This window comes from Microbacterium enclense, assembly GCF_004022425.1.
GTDB classification, from domain to species: Bacteria; Actinomycetota; Actinomycetes; order Actinomycetales; family Microbacteriaceae; genus Microbacterium; species Microbacterium enclense_A.
Window position 1 is genome coordinate 1 of record NZ_RBZY01000037.1, and the last position, 19641, is coordinate 19641.

Here is a 19641-nt window from a genome sequence, read left to right on the forward strand (position 1 = left end):
CGGCGGTGTGGTTGTAGACGACGTCGAGGATGACCTCGATGCCCGCGGCGTGCAGGGCCTTGACCATGGCCTTGAACTCCTGCACCTGCTGACCGTGGTCACCGGTCGAGGAGTAGGTGTTCTGCGGGGCGAGGAACGCGATGGTGTTGTAGCCCCAGTAGTTCGACAGCCCCTTCTCCTCGAGAGTGGAGTCGTTGACGAACTGGTGCACGGGCATGAGCTCGATCGCGGTGATGCCGAGCTTGCGCAGGTGGTCGATGACCGCGGGGTGCGCGATGCCGGCGTAGGTGCCGCGCAACTCCTCGGGGACGTCCGGGTGCAGCTGCGTCAGGCCCCGGACGTGCGCTTCGTAGATGAAACTCTCGGCGTAGGGCGTCTTGGGACGGCGGTCACCGGTCCAGTCGAAGAACGGGTTGATGACCACGCCCTTCATCATGTGCGCGGCGGAGTCCTCGTCGTTGAACGAGTCGGGGTCGCCGAACTCGTAGCTGAAGACGGGCTGCCCCCACTCGATCTGTCCCTCGACGGCCTTGGCGTACGGGTCGAGCAAGAGCTTGCTCGGGTTGAACCGCTGACCGTTGGCCGGGTCGTACGGGCCGTGGACGCGGTAGCCGTACCGCTGCCCGGGCTGGATGTTGGGGAGGTACGCGTGCCAGACGAAGGCGTCGACGTCGACGAGCTCGAAGCACGTCTCCGTCCCGTCCTCATCGAACAGGCACAACTCGACGCGCTCCGCCGCCTCACTGAAGAGGGCGAAGTTCGTCCCGTTGCCGTCGTACGTGGCCCCGAGGGGATAACTGGATCCTGGCCATACCTGCTGCACGTCGCTCACGATAGACCAGGGAAGTTGCGGGCACGCGGCGAGGGCGCGTCCGTTGACAGCACCCCCCTTGGGCACTAAGCGCGCGGGTTCCTATGCGCGCTCCGGCGGGTGGACGAGCAGGTCGATGCGCTCGTCGAGATACCGCTCGAGCGGCCGGTATCCGCCCTGCGCGCTCCAACGCACCATCGCCTCGCCGTCGCGCACCGCGAGCGGCACCGTGCCGCCGCCGAGAGACGTGGGATCCAGCGGGTGCCACCCGATGTGCACTGTCTCCCCCTCGGGGATGCCTCCGCGGTGTGCGGCGGCGGCCAGCTCGGCGCGACGTCGCTGCGACTCCGCCGCGAACCCCCGCCTCACCTCGGCGCGCGAGCGCACGATGTCGCCGGTGGCGAGGACCGCGTCGTCCGTGAGCAGGAGGACGCCGAGGTGCCACGCGCTTCCGCGGTCGACGATGCGGGGGGCCCGGGGGATGCCGAGCAGTCGCCGTCCCTCCTGCAGCTCACCGAGCCGCTCACGGGGGGCGTTGGCGAGCCGCTGGCGGGCGGCCGCGAGGAGGGCGTCGATCGCGCTCACGTGTCGGACTCCCCGTCGAGCGCCGCACGAGCACGGTCCACGGCGCGGGCCGCTCCGGTCGCCGTCTCGCGCGCGGCCTCCGTCTTCTCCTCCGCCGCATCGACGGCCGCATCGGCCGCCTCCGCGTCCTTCTCGACCCGCGCGATCTCCGCCCGGAGGCTGTCGAGTCTCTCGCGGATGCGATCCGCCTTCTCCCGGGCCGTCGTCTCGCGTGTCGTCGCGGCCGCGAGCCCGCGCTCCGCCTCGGAACGCGCACGCTCCGCCTCGCGCACGGCCCGCTCCGCCGCCTTGCGCGCCCGGCGCTGGGCCAGGTCGTCCCGCGCGGGCGGCTCGGTGACGGCATCCCCCTCCGGTATCGAGCCGACCAGCGCAGCGCTGGGATCCGCGTCGCCGGCGAGATCGATGGATGCCACCAGCCTCCCGGTCAGGATCACCGCCGCGGCGTGCGGGTCGATGACGGCGGCGTTCACGGTCTTCTCGACCGCGTCGCGCATCGTCGCGCTCAGGGGGGATCCCGCCTCGGCAGCGAGGTCGGCCGCGCGCCGGGCGAGGGCGGCTACGAGCTGACGCCGCTGGCGTCCGAGGCGCGTCAGCTCCGCGGCATCCGCGTCGTCCTGCGCCTCGCGCAACGCCTGCGACAGTTCGACGGCTTCGCCGAGCTGCCCATCGCGCACCAGGAGGTTCACCGCCCAGGCGGCCACCGTCGGCTTTCGCAGCTTCGCGATGCGCCGCCCCTCGGCACCCCCGACCGCTTCGGCCCGGGCATTGCGGGCCGCCGTGAACTGCGCGGGCGGGAGGGCGAGCAGCTCGGCCGCGACCTCATCGAGGAGGGCCGCTGCGTCGCTCATCCGTCCATTCTGTCGCGTCGGGTCAGAGCGGGACCACCCCGGGCCGGGGTCCGCGGATCTCGCGGTGCAACCGCTCCATGCGGGCGTCCAGCTCGGCCGCTGTGTCGGCGGCATCCTTCAGCTCCGCCAGGAGGTCGTCGGGGACCAGGCGGTCGTATTTGTAATAGATCTTGTGCTCGAGGCTCGCCCAGAAGTCCATCGCGATCGTGCGGAACTGCACCTCGACGGGGACGTCGACCCGGCCGGTCGAGAGGAAGACCGGCACGTCGACGATCACGTGCAGGCTCTTATATCCGTTCGCCTTGGGCCGCGCGATGTAGTCCTTCACGTCGCGCACGGTGATGTCATCCTGCTGCGTCAGGAGTCGAGACAGCCGGTAGGCGTCGTCGACGAAGCTGCACGTGATGCGGATGCCCGCGATGTCGGTGATCGCGCTCCGGATGGAGTCGAAGTCGGGCTCGATCCCCTTTCGGCGGACCTTGTCGACGAGGCTGTCGGGCGACTTGACCCGGCTCGAGACGTGCTCGATCGGGTTGTAGTCGTGCATCTCCTGAAACTCCTCGCGGAGGATCGAGATCTTCGTCTCGACCTCGGCGAGGCCGAAGCGGTACTCCATGAGGAACCGTTGGAACTCGTCGCGCATCGCGCGCAGCGCGGCCCCGGATACGGTGATCTGCTGGTCGTCCAGCGGGTCGGACATGGTGTCGACGCTAGTGACGCCTCCTACGAGGGGCCTGGGAGATCACTCCGCCCGAGGGGGCGACATTCGAGGGATCAATTCGCCATCGACCACGTCGATCGCGGTGAGCTGGTTGAAGACCTCGGGGAGGTCGCCGGCATCGTCGGGATCGGGTGTCTGGGGAATACGGCTGTCGCTCACGGCGGGATCCTTTGATGGGTTCCTTCAGAGTGACAGAGCCGCCGAGCGCAACAGGTGGCCTTGACACCCCGGCGGACGCCGCGTACTTCCGCGGAGCACCCCGGTATCGTGGATGCCATGGGCACGATCTTCTACGGTGGCGGCGGCACGATGGTCCACATCGAGGACAGGGCGCTCGCCCATCTCAAGGTCGTCATCTCCACGAAGCTCCGCCGTGGTGAGAGCTTCACCCTCTCGTGGCAGCACCCCGAGGATCAGCCGCGCGGGCGCAGCACCCTGTGGCTGCACCCGGCGATCCCCCTGCGTTTCGTCTTCGACGACGCCGAGCCCACAGTCCTCAGCCGCGAATGGATCGAGCGGCTGGCCGACTCGGCGAACTCGTCGGGCGGGATCATGCTCGTCTCGGAAGACATCGCTCCGACCGAGGACGCTTCGAAACGCTGAGTTCAGCCCTCTTCGACGAGGGTGTCTTCGGAGGGCTCGGGCGTGATGGCGAGACCGTTCGGTCCCGACGCGGCGAGCATCAGATCCTCGACCCACACCCGGTTGATCCGCGGCTGGCGGCTTCCGTAGAAGTGGAACTGGATCGGCACCGACGGGTGCATCCAAAAGCTGCGACGTCCGCTGCCGTCGCCGACCTCGACGTCGAACATGAACGACTCCGACCGGCGCAGCTTGTTCATCACCACGATGCGCAGATGCGCCAGCGTGCGGTCATCGATGTCGACGGCGTTCGCGACGGTGTCGTAGATGAATCGGCCCATGCCAGTGAGCCTATCCGAGACGCCCCGCGCTGGCCGCCTCGCGAATGCCACGACACGGGGGTTCGAATCAACCCCCCCGGGAGGAACTCGGTGACCGGGGTTAACTATCGCCCGTGGGAACGCTGTACTACGGGGATGTCGCGACGCCGATCGAGATCGAGGATCGGGCGCTCGCACATGTGAAAGTCGTCGTCGCCACCAAGCTCCGCCGCGGGGAGAGTTTCACCCTCTCGTGGACGCACGGTCCCGGGCAGGAGGTGGGTCGCAGCACGGTGTGGCTGCACCCCTCCATCCCCCTGCGGTTCGTCTTCGACGATCCCGAACCCGCGCTTCTGAGTCGCGCGTGGGTCGAAGAGCTGGCGAACTCCGCCAACTCGTCCGGCGGGCTGCTTCTGGTGCCCGAGCCGGGGGACGGCCCCTCCTCGGCCTGATCAGACGGATCGCTGGTCGAGGATCTCGCGCGCGCCATCTTCGACCGCGGTCGGGATGACGAGGGGGCGCCCGGCCGAGAAGGCCTCCCATTCACGCAGCACGACCGTCTCGATATGAACCGGGTCGTGCGTGGGATAGTCCAGGCGAAGTCGCGAGACGACCGAATGGAGAGACGCCACCGACACCCCGTCCACCGTCTGGACGACATCGAGCGCGGCCACGCCAGAGCGTGCCTCGATAGCTGTTTCGTCCATGACCTCATGGTTTCACGGACCCCGAGCGATACCTAATACTCAGAATTCAACTAGGCTTCCTAGTTTCTTAGAAGCCAGCGCAACGAATGTCAGAGCGAGACGTCTGCCGCGGCGGGCGACTCCGCCACGTCGTGGTGAGGGTCGACCTGATCGACGGCATCCTGGAGCCGGCCGAGACACGCGACGACCGTGGCGCACTCATCGGGCGTCATATCGATCACGGCCGCCATCATGCGCGAGTGCATGGAGCCGAGGGTCGCCCGCACCTCGGCGTCGCTCGCGGCGGTCGCCACGATATAGATGCTGCGGCGGTCGGTCGGGTGCGGCACGCGCGTCACGTGTCCGGATTTCTCGAGACGGTCGATGATCGCCGTCGTCGATGCCGTGGACACTCCGAGATAGCGGGTGAGCTGGCTCGGCGACACCTGCTGCCCCTGGCCGGAGGCGCGGAGGAGGTAGCGCAGGACGAGCAGCTCGTTCTCGCCCATCGACATGGATTCGCGCGTCCGACGCCGCATCGCGACTTCGGCGGCGCGATACACACGGAAGGCCTGAAGTACCTCGACCGCTCGTCGGCGGCGATCTTCTTCGCTCACGCCGTACCAGTAGCGCGACGCCTGCGAGCCGTTCTCCACCTCGGCATCCTATGTCAGGTGCGCAGGGGAAGCCCCCTGCCGCTTCGAATCTCGTACAGCTACGATGGTGAATAGATCGGACAGCTACTTGATGGGTACCCGAGATACGAGGAAATCGAACGATCCGGAGACGGGGTGACGAACACATGACCACGGAAGACGACGTGGTGAAGGCCGTCAGCGACCTGTCGGAATCCGGGGCCGCCTCGGAGCGCATCGCCCTCCACTCCCTCGGGATCGGTCCCAACGACGCCCGGGTGCTGCGGTTCCTCCTGGCCCGGGAAGACGACGCCGAGCCGGTGACTCCGCGTGTCCTGTCCGAGATGCTCGGCATCTCCTCGGCCGCGACCACCGCGCTGATCGATCGCCTCGCCGACGCGGGATGGGTCGAACGTGTGCCGTTCCCGGGTGACCGCCGCTCCGTCGTCGTGCGCGCCACGATCGACGATGCCTCGCCGGCCCGGCTCCTGCTGTCAGTGCGGCACTCCTCCGTCGCCGAAGCGGCGTCGCGACTGGGTGCCGCCGAACGGCGCGTGGTCGCCGAGTTCCTCGACGGAGTCGCCCGCGCCGAGAAGGAGCACATCGCGCGGCTGAACCCCCAGACAGCAGAATCCCGCCCCGACTGAACGACGGGACGGGATCGGGTCAGCCCTAGGAGCGGCCTGTCTCCTGCTGCAGTCGCTCGATCTGCTCGGATGCCTCGGCCTTGGTCAGGTCGGCGGTGATCTCCTCACCGGCCTCCCGCGCGAGCGTGTCGATGTAGCTGCGCTGCGGAGCGGTCATCGGCTCGTCGCCGGTGACCCAGTCCGAGGGGTCCTTCTCTGCCGGGTTCTCCCCCTCGCGCGGGGCGCCGAGGGTCTCTTCTTCATGGTCACGGGAAGCATCGGTCATGGCGCCAGGCTAGGGCGGTGAGGTGGATCGACGACCGGGATTGACAGTGCGACCGGCGCGCGTGCGGCATCCTTGACGGATGCCCGACGACACCCGCCCCGCCGACGTGGACGTGCAGACGTTCCGGCGGGGCCCCGCCCAGACGCGGGTGACCATCGTCTCCACCGGCGCGCGGGGACGGCCCTTCGTCCTCATCGCCGGTATCGGTGTCGCCGCGAGCTACTTCGAATTCCTCGCTCCCCTGCTCGCCGAGCACGGCGACGTGTACGCGCTCGACCTCCCCGGCTTCGCCGGGGTACCGGCATCCGGTGAGGAGCCGACGGCGGCGTTCTTCGCCGATCAGGTCGAGGGCGTGATCGCGCATCATCAGCTCGAGAACCCCGTGCTCCTCGGCCATTCCATGGGCACGCAGGTCGTCGTCGAAGTGCTCGCGCGGCGCAGCGACCTGTCGCACGCTGTTCTCGTGAGCCCCGTCGTCGACGAGGACGAGGCATCGGCGTTCGCCCAGGCCGTGCGATTCGTTCAGTCGACGGCGCGCGAATCCCTGCACATCGCCGTCATGGCGGTGTCGGCGTACCTGCTGTGCGGGTTCCTCTACTTCGCCGAGGTGTTGCCGCACATGCTGCGCTACCGCATCTCGAACCGCATCGCCCTCGTGGATGCGCGGCTGCTGCTGATCCGCGGCGAGTACGACCGGCCGTCGCCGCGCCGCCTGCACTCGCGGCTCGTGGCACGGGCGCGCAACGCGCGACGGTGGGAGATCGAGGGCGCGGCGCACTCGATCGTCAACGGTCATGCGGTGGGTGTCGCCCGGCTCGTCCAGCGGCATGTCGATGACGACCTCCCCGCCCGGGGGCGCGTTCCCGCCGCCGAGGCGAAGGTTCCCCCCGCCCGCCACACCGACCTCCGCATGATCCTGGATGCCATCGCGAGCCGCTTCGCGGAGTGGCTCAGCGCCCTGCGCCACGACGAGGACGGTGTCGAACGGGCGAAGGCGCGCCACGCCCGCCTCCTGTGGCGCGCCTACGTCCCGCGGCGGTGAGCGGCGGGCCCGCGGGGCTACCGGCCGAGGAGCCGAGGAGCAACCCGTACGGCCTGTCGGTTGCGCTCCCCGACCATGGAGAGATGCACCTCCTCCATCGCGCGTGGTGGGCGGACGCGCTCTCCGCCGACCGTCTCCTCCTCGCGGCCAAGACGGCCGCGGCCGCCGCGCTCGCGTGGTACCTCGCGCCGCTCGTACCGTTCGCGCAGAACGAGTACTCGTACTACGCCCCGCTCGGCGTCCTCGTCAGCATGTACCCCACGATCGCGCGCTCCGCCTTCACCGGGCTGCAGACCCTCATCGGTCTCGCCGCGGGAATCGGTCTGGGTCTCGGCGCGCAGGCGCTGGTGGGAATCGGGATGCCGCGCATCGTCGCCGTCGCCGCGGTCGTGGGCATCGGCGTTCTGCTCGCGGGCCTGCGCTCACTCGGCTCGGGCCGCGACTGGGTGGCGATCGCCGGCCTGTTCGTGCTGTTGCTGGGCGGAGCGGACCCCGATGGCTACTCGTCGTCCTACCTCATCACGGTCGCGTTCGGCGTGCTCGTCGGCGTCGTCGTCAACCTCATCGTCATCCCGCCCCTGCACCTGCGTCGGGCGGAGGAGCGACTGGTCCAGCTGCGCGAGAGCCTCGGCGAGGCGCTGCGCACGATGGGCGACGCGGTCGAGGCACGCGCCTTCGATCCCGAGCCGGCGCGCGCCGCGGCGGCAGGGCTCGCCGACGCCCTCGCGGATGTCCGCGAGGAGGTCGCGCTCGCGGACGAGAGCCGCCGATACAACCCGCGCGGTCGCCGATCCTCGCTTCCGCGCGACGCGCACCGCCGTCGGCTGGAAGCACTGGCCGTCGCGGCGGAGTCCACGCGCGAGCTCACGGCTGCCGTAGCCGAACTCACCGACGCCGACGATGTGGATCGACGGCTCCCCCTCGAGGTCCGTCATTCGCTCGCGACGGCGATCCACGCCCTGGCGGGACTCGTGTCCGACCGGGCCGGAACCGACACCGGGGTCCTCCGACTCCACGATGCCGACGCGGCGCTCGACGACTACGTCGAGCGCGTGCAACGGGTGAGCGCATCGACCGCGTCCGACCGCGTACTGACCCTTGACCGCTGGGACGCCGGCGTCGCGTTGCGGCGGGCGATCGACGCGTGTCGACCGCTCGCCGACGCGGCCGCGACCTCCGCCCCGGAGTCGGGCTGACGCGATCAGAAGCCGGTCGACAGTGCCCGGTCGAGCATGTCGGCGAAGTAGTCCGCCGATTCACGCGACACGCACAGCGGAGGCTTGATCTTCAGCACGTTCTGATGGTCTCCGGTGGGTTGCATGATCACGCCGAGCTCGAGCAGGCGGTCGCAGATCGCCGCGGTCTCTTCGGTCGCGGGCTCGAGGGTGTCACGGTCGCGCACGAACTCGAGGCCGAGATACAGACCGGACCCGTGCACCGTCCCGACGAGCGGATGCCGTTCGCCCAACGCTTCGAGACGCGCCTTCAGGTGGGCGCCGACGACACACGCGTTCTCCTGCAGCCCCTCCTCCTCGATGATGTCGAGCACGGTCATGCCGACGACGGACGACAGCGGGGACCCTCCCGTCGAGGAGAAGAAGTAGCCCTGCGTCCGGTAGCGGTCAGCGATCTCGCGGCGCGTGATGACCGCGCCGAGCGGGAACCCCGCGCCGATCGACTTGGCCACCGCGACGATGTCGGGGACGACGCCCTGCTGATGGAAGCCCCAGAACCACGAGCCCAGCCGACCGAAGCCGACCTGCACCTCGTCGGCGATCGCGAGGCCGCCGAGCTCCCGAACGGCGGTGTACACCTCGCGCAGATAGCCGTCCGGGAGCGCGACTCCGCCGGCATTGCCGTAGAACGTCTCGCTGAGGAAGGCCGCGGGTGCGTGGCCCTCGGCGGCGAGCGCGCGCAGTTTCTCGACGTCGAGGTAGACGCGACCGTCCACGCCGATGAGGTACTCGCGCCAGCCCCGCTCGATGCGCGGCGGCCGCGAGTAGTAGTGCTCCTGCACCTCGGCGACGACGGCCTCGCGGCGCTCAAGCAGGTCGTCGACGACGGGCTCGGGCATCGCGACGCCCAGCGCGGGCGTGGCGTCGCCGACGACGGCTCGCCACCCGGGAAGGTCACTGGGACGCACGGCATCCGGGACGTCGGCGGGATCGAGGGACGTGAGGAGAACGCGCACGCGCGTCCGGGCGGCGACCTCGAGCGTCCGCGCGGAGGGGTCCGGGATGCCATCGCCCACCCGCACCGCGAGGGCGCCGCCGGGGAGGTCGAGGCGCGTCGGTTCGGCGAACCACACCGACGCGGCCGTGGGGACGGTTGCGGGCTCCTCCGGCGTGCGGGAGGGGGCCCCGAGCAGCGTCGGGACGAGCGCGGGGAGGACCACCGCATCGGCACCGCCGTCGAGCAGGCGCTGCGCTGCGGCTTCGAGCGCGTCGGCGGCGAGCCACGCGCCCTCGTCGGCGAGCGGGGACAGGGTCGTGGCATCCAGGACGACCGGCCGCACCCCGGTGGGCAGGAGCGACGCGCCGCCCCACGCCGGCGCGTCCGACACGTCGCGTCCGAGCGCGCGCCGGATGCGGGCCGTCGCGACCTCGATCGGCACGGTGATCGCCCGACGGAGGATCTCGAACTCGCGATCGAGGGCGCCGCTGGCGTAGTCGTTCGCGTCGTCGAGCCGCACCTGCTGCCGACCACTCAGGACCAGGACGACCCCGCGGAGCACGACCAGCGGCCACAGCGCCGTGATCTCGTCGTCGGAGAGCGGACGGCGGCGGTCGAACGCCGCGATCGCGGGCAGAGTCGAGGCGGAGGTCGCGCCGTCGTGATGGAGCACCGACGACACCGTCACCGCGATCTCGCCCACGGCCCACGAGTCGATGACGTCGCCGAAGTCGATCACGGCGTCCGGAAGCGTGTCGACACCGTGCGGGCGCAGGACGTTGTCGTCCGTGACGTCGAAATGGCCGAGCTGCCGCGGGAGCGCGTCGGCGACCGGGCGGAGCGCCGCGAGCGCAGCGGCGGTGGCGGCGGCGCAGTACTCGCGCACCTCGGCATCCGGCTCCGTGGCCGCGATCTCGGCGATCACGCGCTCCGCATGGCGCAGATCCCACTGCAGCACGCGTCCCGAGGCGGCATGCGTCTCGCCCGCCAGCGCGACGCTGACGGCGGCCGCCAGCTCACCGAGACGCGCGACCGTGCGCGGCGCGAGGTACCCCGAGCCGGTGAGAGTCGAGCCCGGGACGAACGAGATCACCCGGGCGTGGAGCCGGCCCTGGCTGGTCTCCCACCAGCCGGCGAGAGGGCCGCGAGGCCCGGTGACGATCTCGGGAATGCGCAGTCCCGGTTCCGCCCGCGCGACCGCGGCGGCCGCGGCATCCTGCATCTCGATCTCCGACTCGCTGAAGACCGGGTTGCTGATCTTCAGGACTCCGATCGGGTCGCCGCCGCCGGCGGGGCGCACGAGGAAGTTCTGGTCCTGCTGACTCCCGAGGCTCTGCACCTCGACGTCGAAGCCGTGGGCGTGACGGAAGAGAGCGACGGCCTCGTCGGCGGGGAGGGTCGGCGTCGGCAATTCGCCGGCCGTGAAGTAGTCGAACAGGGCGTCGGTCATGACGGGCTCCATCGGGCGCGGAACGGGTGGGGGCAACGGTGCCCCGGTCTTCGGGTGACCCTCAGAACACTAGCGAGGTGCCCCCGCGCGTCACATGCGGGCGTAGCGCGCCCGGGCGAAGCAGAAGAGCCCGTAGACCACGAGTCCCGCGCCGACGAGCCACAGCACGACCTGCCCGAACGGCAGTCCGGCCAGTGAGCGAAGGGCTCCGTCGAGCCCCGTCGCAGCGTTCGGGTCGTGCGTGAGCGCCGCCACGACGAACAGGATGCCGGCGACACCGACGGCGATACCCTTCGCGACGTAACCGACCGTTCCGAAGACCCGGATGCCACGCCCCGCGGGCCCGCCCGGAACGGACAGGTTCTTGAGGAACGCGCGGGTGATCCCGCGGACGATGAACGCGACTCCGACCGCGGCGACGGCCAGGCCGACGACGACGAGCAGGAAGACGCCGCCCGGTGCCGCCAGCAGACTCGCGCTCAGGTTCTGGGTGGACTCCGAGGATTCCGAGCGACCACCCATCGCCGCCGTGAACGCGGTGCCGGCGATCGCGGCGTACGCGACCGCGGTGCCGACGTACTTCGCGCGGGAGCCCCAGCGCTTCTTGGCATCCGGGTTCCGCTCGACGATGGCCTCGCTGATCTGCCAGATCGCCAGGGCGACGAGACCGACGATGACGACCCAGAGCAGAAGAAGACCGGCGGGAGCGGATGCCACCTGCTGCAGAGCCCCGGACTGGTCGGCGCTGTCGCCCGCTCCGCCCGTGGCGATCGCGATGGCGATCACGCCGATGAGCAGGTGGAGGAGTCCGAGCACGACGTACCCGACGCGTGCGGCGACGCGGAAAGCGGTGGAGTCCTGTGCCTTGTCGGCGGCTGCGCTGGCGGAAGTCATCCGTGCACCGTATCGCTCAGGCCGTGGCGGCCGCAGCCCGTTGCGCTCGCCGCTCTCTCGATACTTCGACGGCCGCCCAGACGAGTGTGGCAACGGCGACGCCTTCGAGCATGCCGGCCGTCACGTCCGTCAACCAGTGCGCGTGCAGGTACGTCCGGCTCCACATCATCAGGACGACCCAAAGCACTCCCGCCACCCACACCCACCGTCGTCGGAGGATGAGACCGAGCGTCACCACGATCGTCGTGGCCACGGCCGTATGGCCGGAGGGGAACGACGTGGCCACCGTCTCGGCGAGCGAATGGGTGGGGCGCGACCGCGCGATGACGGCGGCCATCGGTGCCCCGATCGCGACGACGAGGGCGATGGATGCCGCCACGTTGAGCGCATCCCAGGGCCGACGGCGCACCAGGAAGACGATCGTGGTGGCGACACCGATGAGGATCATGCCGATCGTGCCGCCCACGATCGCCGGCACCCACGCGATGATCACACCGACGGGCGAGGCCAGCGAGGACATCGTGCCGTCCCACGCCGCGTCGATCGGTAGCGGCGCGGAGTTGGACAGGGCGACGACGAGCCGCAGCGTGACGAAGAGCACGGTGGCCACGACGCCGACGACCAGCGCGTGGGCACGGCGCACGTCCGGGTCGACGCGCGAGGTCGGCGCGACGGTGCCGGCCGTGGCGTCGTCGGCGGTGGCGTCGTCGGCGGTGGCGTCCATCCTGAGATCGTGCCACTTCCTCCGTCTGCGAGGCGGGGATTGCGCACGCCGCTTCGCGGTGTCGCCGTGGGGGTGCATCGCGCGGGGGTGCGACGCGCGGGGGTGCGACGCGCGGGGGTGCGACGCGCGGGGGTGCACGGCGCGGGCGTGCACGGCGCGGGCGTGCACGGCGCCCGTTGGCCCGCTCAGAACGGTGTCGGTTCGTGTTCCTCGGCGGGTGGTGGTGGCGGTGCCGAGGCGGGGTCGTCGGGGAGGAATCTGACTGCCGCGGAGTACGGGAGTGGTTCGTCGGTGTAGATGCGTCCGGTGGGGGAGGTCCATTCGAGGATTCCGCCGGGGAGTTGTCGGACTTTCCAGCGGGTGAATTGTTTCTGGGTGTGGTGCCGTTGGCAGAGGTGGCCGAGGTTGTTGACCTCGGTGGTGCCGCCGAGCGCCCAGTCGTGGGTGTGGTCGACCTCGCATCGGGTGGCGGGGGCGGTGCAGCCGGGCCAGCGGCAGTGGCGGTCGCGGGCGCGGAGGTGGCGGTCGATCGCGGCGGTGCGGTGGTAGGTGTCGGTGCGGAGCACTTCCCCGGTGACGGGGTGGGTGATGACCCGGTCCCAGGGGACGGTGGTGGTTTCGGCGAGGGCGCGGGCGGTGGCGGCGTCGATGGGTCCGTGTCCGACGAGGTCGGCGGGGTCGAGGTTCTCGGCGCCGGGCCGCAGCATCGTCAACGCCGGAACGACGACCTGCACCCGCGCGCGGATCGCGCCCAGGGTGCCGGGGCCGTCGTCGCCGCGGGTGGGGTCGGCGTCGGGGGCGGCGGTGAGGAGCAGGTCGGCGAGGATGTCGGCCCGCACCTGGTCGGCCGTCCGCGTATCGGGCGTGGGAGCTGTCATGGTCTCCGCGCGTTCACCGCGTTCGTTGCTACCCGCGCGGCCGTCCGTGCGTGCCCCCGCAGGCGCATCACCGCGTGCGGCGTCTCGGCGCATGTCGATGATCGCCGCGCTTTGCTGCACGAGCCGGTCGTAGATCCCCACCGCCAGCAGGGTGGGCAGCGTCGCGATCAGGTCGGACATCCCGTCCTCCCCGGCGACCACGCGCACGCACCGCGTGTCCCGGCCGCGCCGGTGCCGTTCGGTGAGGGTCGTGGGCTGCAGCGACTCGGCCAACGCGGCCAGGCGGGTCTTCACCCGTCCCGGGCTCAGACCGTCGGCGGTGGCGACGGCGAGGACGTCGAACTCGTGCCGCCGTTCGAGGGGTAAGGGCAGGCCGGCATCCACGATCACCCTGACGTGCGCACGGGACAGCACCCCCGCCTCCCACGCGTCGAGGGTGGTCGGGAAATCGTCGGCGAGGGTCATCGCCTGACCGATCTGCGCCTGCACACTCCGATCCGACAGGTTCGACGCCGCCGCGATCTCGGACGCCACTTCCCGCAGCGCCATCTCCGCCGCTTTCGCCGACGCCCGCAACCCCGCCGACGCGTCGAGCGCGAGGTGCCCCGCCCGGGCGAGCGCCCGCACCCGGCGGGCTTCGGCGGAGGCGACCTCGGCATCCACCCCGCGCACCGCGGCCAGCACCGACGACAGGGCCGAAGCCCCGTCATCCGGTGGTGTCCGAGGCGTCTCGAAGGTCATGTATGCATGCTAGCGAGGGCCTCCGACATCCGACCCGGCCCCAGAGGCTACATGGGGAAAGTTCCCGCGCAGCGCTTGGTGGGGAGAAGAGGTGCCTCAGCCTGCGCCGGCCCGCGCACCTGGGAGCCGCGGTTCAGTCCTCGCGGAACAGGATGGGCGTTTCGGCGAGGGGCAGGCCCGACGCGCGGATCGCGGTCTCGACGGCCGCGGCATCCTCCGGGTCGCACCGGATCTGGGTCTTCGCGACGCCGTCGATCGGCGTGCCCCCGCCGGCGCCGTCCCAGAAGGTCGTCACGCCGTAGTCGTCGACGAGGGTGCGCAGCAGCGCGGCGTAGGCCGGAGCGTCGCCGGGTGCGACCACCGCGCTCAGCATCGGCCCGCTGATCTCGACCTCCACGTCGGGGTCGACGCCCGCGGTCCGCCGCAGCTCGTCGGCCGCCTCGACGAGCGGCACCATGCCCGCGGCATCGCTGCGGACGTCGAACAGGTCGGAGAACGACAGTCTGCCGTTCTCCCAGATCGCGGCTTGGATGCTCCGACCCGGGACGAGCGCGTCGAGGGCGTCGACCGTGGCGACGAGATCGAGACCGAAGTCGGGGCAGCCCGAAGACGGGGCGGACGACGCCACGGGATCGGCGAACACCGACACCTCCGCGTCCGACGGTGTGCGCACCGCGAGCCCCCACATCACGGGGTCGGGGTAGCCGCTCGAGCAGGCGGTGTCGAGAAGCGACGGCAACGCGGCCCGGTCGAGCGTGACCCGCATCGACGACGTCGGATTCGCGAACGTCGGGGCCTCCACCCACCGCTCCTTCTCGACCGTCTCGACGCCGGGCAGGGCGAGGACCTCGGTCTCGAGGGCATCGAAATCGGCGCTGGGACGATCGAAGTGGGTCTCGTCGATCATCCATCCGAACAGGAGCAGCCCGCCGGCCCCGATCGCGATCAGCGCGACGGCGATTCCCACGATTCCCGCTCGCGAAAGCTTGCGCGGTGCGGCCCTCGTCGTCATGCGGACCTCCCTGGGGAATGGGGCGTCGCGCACACGATACGGGGTTTCGGCATCCGTGAGGTGGACGACGGGGGAACGGACGGACTCGCCCGCTCGCCATCACCCTTCCCCGCCGGGACGCGTTACGACGCGCTGCGCGCGCCCTCCTCCACCGGCACGAGGTCGGCGGTGTGGTAGGCGAAGACCAGGCGCGCCGGCACGCTACCGGCCAGCACGTCCTCGACCGAGCGATTGACGTCCGACAGGTCGCGCGTCTCGGTGATGACCTTCGTGCGTCCGAGGGCGTGGAGGGCGAACACCTCCGCCAGATCCTGCCGCGTTCCCACGATCGAGCCGATGACGCTGATGCCCTTGAGCACGGTTTCGAAGATCGGGATCGTGAGCTCGCCGCCCGCCGGCAGCGACACGAGCACGAGCCGCCCGCCGCGGTTCAGGGAGTCGAAAGCCTGACGGAACACGGACGGCGCCACGGCGAGCACGATCGCGGCATCCGCCCCACCGTACTGGCGGATCACCTCCACCGGATCCGTGGTGAGGGCATTCACCACGTGATCCGCCCCCAATCGGGAGGCGAGCCGCAGCTTGTCGTCGGTCACGTCGACCGCGATGACCTTCGCGCCCACGAGCCGCGCGTACTGGACGGCGAGATGCCCGAGCCCACCGACGCCGAACACCACGACGGTCTCGCCCGGCGTGACGCGCGCGTTCTTGACGGCCGCGTACGTCGTCACGCCGGCGCACGTCAGCGGCGCCGCATCCAGCGGCGTGACGCCGTCCGGCACCGGCACCGCGAAGCGCGCGTCCGCGAGCATGTACTCGGCGTACGCCCCGTCGACGCCGTAGCCGTTGTTGAACTGCTGCTCGCAGAGGTTCTCGCGCCCGTCGACGCAGTAGCGACACTCGCCGCACGCGTGCCCGAGCCAGGGCATCGCGACGCGCTGGCCGACCGTGCGGCTGACGACGCCCTCGCCGAGCGCTTCGATGATCCCGACGCCCTCGTGGCCGGGGACGAGCGGGAGACCGGGCTTCACGGGCCAGTCGCCGTTCATCGCGTGGATGTCGGTGTGACACAGACCGCACGTCTCCAGGCGCACCAGCACCTGCCCGGGCCCGGGTTGCGGGATCAACCGCTCCTCGACCTTCGCGAGCGACCCGAACTCTTCGACGACTGCTGCACGCATGATCTCTCCTCGGATGGTGTGCCTTGCGTCGAGTCTTCGCCGACGCGCGTCGCGGCGGCGGGACGAAGGTCCCGCGGCGTCCCCGCGGTCAGCGGGACGATGAAAACACGCCGGTCCACGGGACTAAACGGCACGAGCGAAGGAGCGATCATGAACGGAACGATTGCGGTCGGAGTCACCGATGCGTCCGGCGCGCAGAGCGCCCTCGACTGGGCGATCGAACGCGCGGCCGCCCGACGCGAACGTCTGTTGCTGGCATCCGTCGTCGGATCCGCCTGGGGCGTCGGCGGAGAAGACGCGTTCATCGAGCGCGCGACCCACCGCGCCGAGGCCCTGCTCGACTCGGCGGCCGAGCGGGCTCGCGCAGCCGGGGTGGATGCCGACATCCTCATCGAACGCGGAGACCCGGTGGCGCGTCTGATCGACGTGTCCCAGCGCGCCGACCTGCTCGTCCTCGGCAGCGACTTCGCCCGCGACGGGTCGCGGCTGCGCGGCGTTCGCGGGGTGCGGATCACCGCCGGCGCACACTGCCCGGTCGTCGTCGTGCCCGAAGCCGGCGCCCGGGGCCGGACCGGCGTCGTGGTGGGCGTCGACGGGTCGGAGGCGTCGGAGAAGGCCGTCGCCTTCGCCGCGGCGGAGGCGGACCGGACCGGGGATCCGCTCACGGCGGTCATGACGTGGTCGCCCGTGCCGGTGCCCTTCGAACTCGACGAGTACCCGCAGAACTACCTCGATCGCATGCAGGACCTCACGGCCGAGGAGCTCGCGATCTCGCTCGCCGGCCTCCGCCAGGACTACCCCGATCTCACGGTGTCGACCGTGGTCGAATCCGGGTTCCCGGCCGCGGTCCTGTCGCGGGAGGCCCGCGAGGCCCGGCTCCTCGTCGTCGGCAGCCACGGACGCGGACCGCTCGCGCGGTTCCTGCTCGGCTCGACCAGCCAGGCGGTGCTCTCGCACCTGCCGACGGTCACGGCCATCGTCCGGTGAGGGTCTCGGCGTCCCGACCGGGATGCCGCGCGCCCGGCGCCGCGGGCGAAGTTTTAACGTGATCCTCGTCGCGCTGTCGATCTGGCGGCATGCTGTTCGTCGTCAGTGATGACGGAGCCGGACAGGCCGGCCCGCGACCCAGTGCAGGAGGCACTCATGGCCAAGTACGCGATCCTCATCTACGAAGACCCGGCTTTCTACGCGAACATGTCGCCCGAGGCGCGGGGCGCGGTGATCGACGCGCACAACGCGTTCACCGCGCAGGTCTACGAACTCGGCGGGTCCATCGAGAGCGGCGGGGCACTGGCGTCGACGACGACGGCGACCACCATCAAGGGCGCCGGCACCGTGACGGACGGCCCGTTCGTCGAGACCAAGGAAGCGTTCGGCGGCTTCTACGTCGTCGAAGCGCGCGACCTCGACCACGCCGTGGAGATCGGCAAGCTGTGCCCTGCCCCCGGCGGCGGCGTAGAGGTGCGGCCGGTCGTGGACCCGACGACGGCGAACCCGTTCTGATCGGCGAAGGCGACGAGCCGACCGCGTCCGCCGAACAGGCGGACGCGGTCATCGCCGCGCTGACACGAGCCCATCGCGACGAGTGGGCCTCCGTGCTCTCCGCCACGGTGCGCGCGGCGGGCGACCTGGATCTCGCCGAGGAATGCGCGCAGGAGGCTTACGTGAGCGCGCTCAAGGCCTGGAGCCGGGACGGCGTCCCCGAGCGGCCCGGGGCGTGGCTGACCACGGCGGCAAGGAACCAGGCGCTGGACCGGCTGCGGCGCGAGGCCACCCTCCGGCGCAAACTCCCGCTCCTGGTGGAACCGGCGGCCGTCGATGCGAACGACCCGGCCGATGCGGACCGGACCGAGTCCGCGGTGCCGGACGACCGGCTCCGGCTGGTGTTCACGTGCTGCCACCCCACCCTCTCCCCCGACGCCCGCGTCGCGCTCACCCTGCGTCTGGTGTGCGGCGTTCCCACTCCCGATGTCGCCCGCGCCTTCCTGGTTCCGGAGCCGACGATGGCGGCACGGATCACGCGCGCCAAGAAGAAGATCTCCGAAGCGCGGATCCCCTACCGGGTGCCGGGCCCGGCAGAGCTTCCGGAGCGCCTGGACAGCGTTCTCACCGCCGTCCACCTGCTCTTCAGCACCGGGCACACGGCCGGCGACGGAGATGCGCTCCTCCGCGAGGACCTCTGCGACCGCGCCCTCCACCTCGCCCGCACCCTCGTCGTGCTGCTCCCCGAACAGGCGGAGAGCCGGGGACTCCTCGGTCTGCTGCTCCTCACCGACGCGCGCCGCCCGACCCGGACCGACGAGGACGGTCGATTGCTCCTCCTCGCTGAGCAGGACCGGACCCGGTGGAACCAGCGCGCGATCATGGAAGGTCTCACCGTGACGGCCGGAGCGCTGGCATCCGGCCCGCCGGGGAGGTTCACGCTGCAGGCCGCGATCGCCGGGGTGCATGCGGTGGCGCCGTCCGTCGAGCGGACCGACTGGCCCCGCATCGTCCACCTGTACGACCTCCTGCTGGCGGTGTGGAGCACCCCCGTCGTCGCGCTCAACCGCGCCGTGGCCGTGTCGTTCGCGCGCGGTCCGGCCTCCGCTCTGCCCCTCCTCGATGATCTGGCGGCCGATCCCCGGCTCACCCGCTACCCCTACCTCTTCGCGTCTCGAGGCCACGTGCTGCAGCGGCTCGGCGACGCCGCGGGGGCGGCCCGCTCGTACCGACGCGCGATGGAACTCACGGCGAACGCCGCGGAGCGGGCGTTCCTCGCGCAGCGCCTGGCCGAGGTGAGTCGCACCGATCTTCCGCCCGGCTAGGCGCGGCGAGGAGGCCTCGAGGCTCCGCCGAGCGACGCGGCGAAGAGCGCATCATGCATTCGCCCGGGGGGCGATGCCCGCGATCGGGTGCGGAGGTCTGGCCGCGGCCGGAAGCGGGATCTCCCGCGGCCGGAAGATGCGCGACCGCAGCGGATCCTCCCGGCTGTCCTCGCCGCGCTCCGTGAACCGGCGCCCGGTGACGCTCCGGGGCGAGATGCGGACGATGTACGGCTTGGACGTCGGGCTCATCGATCGCAGCGCCGTCTCGCGACCGTGGCGGATCTCGGCATCCATCTCGACGGGAGCGGCGTTGCCGAGGACGACGACGCTCCACCGGTCGCCGGCATCCTCTCCGTCGATCTCGAAAGCGACCGTCGGGCGCGAGCGCAGAAAGCGCAACTTCGCGTCGTCCGCGCTACGAACGTAGAGCGCGCCGTCGCGGGTGGCGAAGTTCACCGGGTAGATGCGGGGCTCGCCGGACGCGTCCACGAGTGCGAGGCGGCCGAGGCGCTCCGATTCGAGCAGTCGCCAGCTCTCCGCGGTGCCGAGCTCGACGACGGGTGGGGTGGGACTCTGATCGTGGGTCATGGCGGACCTCCTTTCTCCAGTGCAGCGCACCGAGCCCCGCACCGACGGGTCG

Annotated in this window: 24 protein-coding genes; 8 read left to right on the forward strand and 16 right to left on the reverse strand. The window is 71.0% G+C overall.

Features of this window, described 5'->3' with window-relative positions; genetic code table 11:
• The 5 genes from D8Y23_RS10830 to D8Y23_RS16830 all read right to left on the reverse strand — a co-directional run.
• Positions 1 to 832 (reverse strand): alpha-amylase family glycosyl hydrolase (locus D8Y23_RS10830; protein ID WP_240663876.1); only part of this gene is annotated, 832 nt, incomplete at its 3' end.
• 81 nt (positions 833 to 913) lie between these two features.
• Positions 914 to 1396 (reverse strand): glutaminase, encoded by a 483-nt coding sequence (locus D8Y23_RS10835; RefSeq protein WP_128218156.1) that lies wholly within the window; start codon positions 1394 to 1396, stop codon positions 914 to 916.
• The gene (locus tag D8Y23_RS10840; RefSeq protein WP_128218157.1) at positions 1393 to 2244 is read right to left on the reverse strand and encodes a transposase; all 852 of its coding nucleotides are present in this window, start codon (positions 2242 to 2244) and stop codon (positions 1393 to 1395) included. The genes D8Y23_RS10835 and D8Y23_RS10840 overlap by 4 nt, the downstream gene beginning before the upstream one ends.
• A gap of 22 nt (positions 2245 to 2266) precedes the next feature.
• The gene (locus tag D8Y23_RS10845; protein ID WP_128218158.1) at positions 2267 to 2944 is read right to left on the reverse strand and encodes a GTP pyrophosphokinase; all 678 of its coding nucleotides are present in this window, start codon (positions 2942 to 2944) and stop codon (positions 2267 to 2269) included.
• 42 nt (positions 2945 to 2986) lie between these two features.
• Positions 2987 to 3124, reverse strand: a complete 138-nt coding sequence (locus tag D8Y23_RS16830) for a hypothetical protein (RefSeq protein WP_164878214.1) — start codon at positions 3122 to 3124, stop codon at positions 2987 to 2989.
• A gap of 117 nt (positions 3125 to 3241) precedes the next feature.
• Here D8Y23_RS16830 and D8Y23_RS10850 point away from each other — a divergent pair, with 117 nt between their 5' ends.
• Positions 3242 to 3568 carry a hypothetical protein gene (locus tag D8Y23_RS10850; protein WP_128218159.1) on the forward strand — a complete coding sequence of 109 codons (327 nt, stop codon included), beginning with the start codon at positions 3242 to 3244 and terminating at the stop codon, positions 3566 to 3568.
• A gap of 2 nt (positions 3569 to 3570) precedes the next feature.
• Here D8Y23_RS10850 and D8Y23_RS10855 read toward each other — a convergent pair whose 3' ends face one another.
• Positions 3571 to 3888 (reverse strand): hypothetical protein, encoded by a 318-nt coding sequence (locus D8Y23_RS10855; protein WP_022879211.1) that lies wholly within the window; start codon positions 3886 to 3888, stop codon positions 3571 to 3573.
• A 113-nt stretch (positions 3889 to 4001) separates the two neighbouring features.
• On the opposite strand from D8Y23_RS10855, the gene D8Y23_RS10860 reads away from it, so the two are divergent.
• Positions 4002 to 4319 (forward strand): hypothetical protein, encoded by a 318-nt coding sequence (locus D8Y23_RS10860; RefSeq protein ID WP_128218160.1) that lies wholly within the window; start codon positions 4002 to 4004, stop codon positions 4317 to 4319.
• Here the strand turns inward: D8Y23_RS10860 and D8Y23_RS10865 are convergent, their stop codons facing one another.
• Positions 4320 to 4574: a hypothetical protein gene (locus D8Y23_RS10865; protein ID WP_128218161.1), complete on the reverse strand. Its 255-nt coding sequence runs from the start codon at positions 4572 to 4574 to the stop codon at positions 4320 to 4322.
• 89 nt (positions 4575 to 4663) lie between these two features.
• Positions 4664 to 5209 (reverse strand): MarR family winged helix-turn-helix transcriptional regulator, encoded by a 546-nt coding sequence (locus tag D8Y23_RS10870; protein ID WP_128218162.1) that lies wholly within the window; start codon positions 5207 to 5209, stop codon positions 4664 to 4666.
• 146 nt (positions 5210 to 5355) lie between these two features.
• On the opposite strand from D8Y23_RS10870, the gene D8Y23_RS10875 reads away from it, so the two are divergent.
• The gene (locus D8Y23_RS10875; protein WP_128218163.1) at positions 5356 to 5835 is read left to right on the forward strand and encodes a MarR family winged helix-turn-helix transcriptional regulator; all 480 of its coding nucleotides are present in this window, start codon (positions 5356 to 5358) and stop codon (positions 5833 to 5835) included.
• A gap of 25 nt (positions 5836 to 5860) precedes the next feature.
• Here D8Y23_RS10875 and D8Y23_RS10880 read toward each other — a convergent pair whose 3' ends face one another.
• Complete coding sequence (locus D8Y23_RS10880) at positions 5861 to 6100, reverse strand: DUF3072 domain-containing protein (RefSeq protein WP_128218164.1); 240 nt, start codon at positions 6098 to 6100, stop codon at positions 5861 to 5863.
• A 79-nt stretch (positions 6101 to 6179) separates the two neighbouring features.
• On the opposite strand from D8Y23_RS10880, the gene D8Y23_RS10885 reads away from it, so the two are divergent.
• Both D8Y23_RS10885 and D8Y23_RS10890 read left to right on the forward strand, forming a co-directional pair.
• Positions 6180 to 7142 (forward strand): alpha/beta fold hydrolase, encoded by a 963-nt coding sequence (locus tag D8Y23_RS10885; RefSeq protein ID WP_128218165.1) that lies wholly within the window; start codon positions 6180 to 6182, stop codon positions 7140 to 7142.
• An 83-nt stretch (positions 7143 to 7225) separates the two neighbouring features.
• Positions 7226 to 8338 carry an FUSC family protein gene (locus tag D8Y23_RS10890; protein ID WP_128218166.1) on the forward strand — a complete coding sequence of 371 codons (1113 nt, stop codon included), beginning with the start codon at positions 7226 to 7228 and terminating at the stop codon, positions 8336 to 8338.
• A gap of 5 nt (positions 8339 to 8343) precedes the next feature.
• Here D8Y23_RS10890 and D8Y23_RS10895 read toward each other — a convergent pair whose 3' ends face one another.
• From D8Y23_RS10895 to D8Y23_RS10925, 6 genes are all read right to left on the reverse strand, one after another.
• The gene (locus tag D8Y23_RS10895; protein WP_128218167.1) at positions 8344 to 10764 is read right to left on the reverse strand and encodes an aminotransferase class III-fold pyridoxal phosphate-dependent enzyme; all 2421 of its coding nucleotides are present in this window, start codon (positions 10762 to 10764) and stop codon (positions 8344 to 8346) included.
• A gap of 90 nt (positions 10765 to 10854) precedes the next feature.
• Positions 10855 to 11658, reverse strand: a complete 804-nt coding sequence (locus D8Y23_RS10900; protein WP_128218168.1) for a DUF1206 domain-containing protein — start codon at positions 11656 to 11658, stop codon at positions 10855 to 10857.
• Between the two features lie 16 nt (positions 11659 to 11674).
• On the reverse strand, positions 11675 to 12382 hold the full coding sequence (locus tag D8Y23_RS10905; protein WP_128218169.1) for a phosphatase PAP2 family protein: 708 nt from the start codon (positions 12380 to 12382) through the stop codon (positions 11675 to 11677).
• Between the two features lie 185 nt (positions 12383 to 12567).
• Complete coding sequence (locus D8Y23_RS10915; protein ID WP_128218171.1) at positions 12568 to 14001, reverse strand: HNH endonuclease signature motif containing protein; 1434 nt, start codon at positions 13999 to 14001, stop codon at positions 12568 to 12570.
• 133 nt (positions 14002 to 14134) lie between these two features.
• On the reverse strand, positions 14135 to 15013 hold the full coding sequence (locus tag D8Y23_RS10920) for a hypothetical protein (protein WP_128218172.1): 879 nt from the start codon (positions 15011 to 15013) through the stop codon (positions 14135 to 14137).
• A 122-nt stretch (positions 15014 to 15135) separates the two neighbouring features.
• Positions 15136 to 16194 (reverse strand): zinc-dependent alcohol dehydrogenase, encoded by a 1059-nt coding sequence (locus D8Y23_RS10925; RefSeq protein ID WP_128218173.1) that lies wholly within the window; start codon positions 16192 to 16194, stop codon positions 15136 to 15138.
• 150 nt (positions 16195 to 16344) lie between these two features.
• Between D8Y23_RS10925 and D8Y23_RS10930 the strand changes: the two genes are divergently transcribed.
• The 3 genes from D8Y23_RS10930 to D8Y23_RS10940 all read left to right on the forward strand — a co-directional run bounded on the left by D8Y23_RS10930 (position 16345) and on the right by D8Y23_RS10940 (position 19001).
• Positions 16345 to 17181 carry a universal stress protein gene (locus D8Y23_RS10930; protein WP_128218174.1) on the forward strand — a complete coding sequence of 279 codons (837 nt, stop codon included), beginning with the start codon at positions 16345 to 16347 and terminating at the stop codon, positions 17179 to 17181.
• A 156-nt stretch (positions 17182 to 17337) separates the two neighbouring features.
• A complete protein-coding gene (locus tag D8Y23_RS10935; RefSeq protein ID WP_128218175.1) occupies positions 17338 to 17697 on the forward strand; it encodes a YciI family protein in 360 nt (119 codons plus the stop codon).
• 92 nt (positions 17698 to 17789) lie between these two features.
• Positions 17790 to 19001, forward strand: a complete 1212-nt coding sequence (locus D8Y23_RS10940; RefSeq protein ID WP_128218176.1) for an RNA polymerase sigma factor — start codon at positions 17790 to 17792, stop codon at positions 18999 to 19001.
• Between the two features lie 51 nt (positions 19002 to 19052).
• On the opposite strand, the gene D8Y23_RS10945 is transcribed toward D8Y23_RS10940, so the two are convergent.
• The gene (locus tag D8Y23_RS10945) at positions 19053 to 19589 is read right to left on the reverse strand and encodes a pyridoxamine 5'-phosphate oxidase family protein (RefSeq protein WP_128218177.1); all 537 of its coding nucleotides are present in this window, start codon (positions 19587 to 19589) and stop codon (positions 19053 to 19055) included.
• Between the last annotated feature and the right edge of the window lie 52 nt (positions 19590 to 19641).

Bases quoted from the DNA above. Each gene is read 5' to 3' on its own strand.
- D8Y23_RS10840 (WP_128218157.1), bottom strand. From the start codon at position 2,244: ATGAGCGACGCAGCGGCCCTCCTCGATGAGGTCGCGGCCGAGCTGCTC.
- D8Y23_RS10845 (WP_128218158.1), bottom strand. From the start codon at position 2,944: ATGTCCGACCCGCTGGACGACCAGCAGATCACCGTATCCGGGGCCGCG.
- D8Y23_RS10850 (WP_128218159.1), top strand. From the start codon at position 3,242: ATGGGCACGATCTTCTACGGTGGCGGCGGCACGATGGTCCACATCGAG.
- D8Y23_RS10855 (WP_022879211.1), bottom strand. From the start codon at position 3,888: ATGGGCCGATTCATCTACGACACCGTCGCGAACGCCGTCGACATCGAT.
- D8Y23_RS10865 (WP_128218161.1), bottom strand. From the start codon at position 4,574: ATGGACGAAACAGCTATCGAGGCACGCTCTGGCGTGGCCGCGCTCGAT.
- D8Y23_RS10875 (WP_128218163.1), top strand. From the start codon at position 5,356: ATGACCACGGAAGACGACGTGGTGAAGGCCGTCAGCGACCTGTCGGAA.
- D8Y23_RS10880 (WP_128218164.1), bottom strand. From the start codon at position 6,100: ATGACCGATGCTTCCCGTGACCATGAAGAAGAGACCCTCGGCGCCCCG.
- D8Y23_RS10885 (WP_128218165.1), top strand. From the start codon at position 6,180: ATGCCCGACGACACCCGCCCCGCCGACGTGGACGTGCAGACGTTCCGG.
- D8Y23_RS10890 (WP_128218166.1), top strand. From the start codon at position 7,226: ATGCACCTCCTCCATCGCGCGTGGTGGGCGGACGCGCTCTCCGCCGAC.
- D8Y23_RS10895 (WP_128218167.1), bottom strand. From the start codon at position 10,764: ATGACCGACGCCCTGTTCGACTACTTCACGGCCGGCGAATTGCCGACG.
- D8Y23_RS10900 (WP_128218168.1), bottom strand. From the start codon at position 11,658: ATGACTTCCGCCAGCGCAGCCGCCGACAAGGCACAGGACTCCACCGCT.
- D8Y23_RS10905 (WP_128218169.1), bottom strand. From the start codon at position 12,382: ATGGACGCCACCGCCGACGACGCCACCGCCGACGACGCCACGGCCGGC.
- D8Y23_RS10915 (WP_128218171.1), bottom strand. From the start codon at position 14,001: ATGACCTTCGAGACGCCTCGGACACCACCGGATGACGGGGCTTCGGCC.
- D8Y23_RS10920 (WP_128218172.1), bottom strand. From the start codon at position 15,013: ATGACGACGAGGGCCGCACCGCGCAAGCTTTCGCGAGCGGGAATCGTG.
- D8Y23_RS10925 (WP_128218173.1), bottom strand. From the start codon at position 16,194: ATGCGTGCAGCAGTCGTCGAAGAGTTCGGGTCGCTCGCGAAGGTCGAG.
- D8Y23_RS10930 (WP_128218174.1), top strand. From the start codon at position 16,345: ATGAACGGAACGATTGCGGTCGGAGTCACCGATGCGTCCGGCGCGCAG.
- D8Y23_RS10935 (WP_128218175.1), top strand. From the start codon at position 17,338: ATGGCCAAGTACGCGATCCTCATCTACGAAGACCCGGCTTTCTACGCG.
- D8Y23_RS10945 (WP_128218177.1), bottom strand. From the start codon at position 19,589: ATGACCCACGATCAGAGTCCCACCCCACCCGTCGTCGAGCTCGGCACC.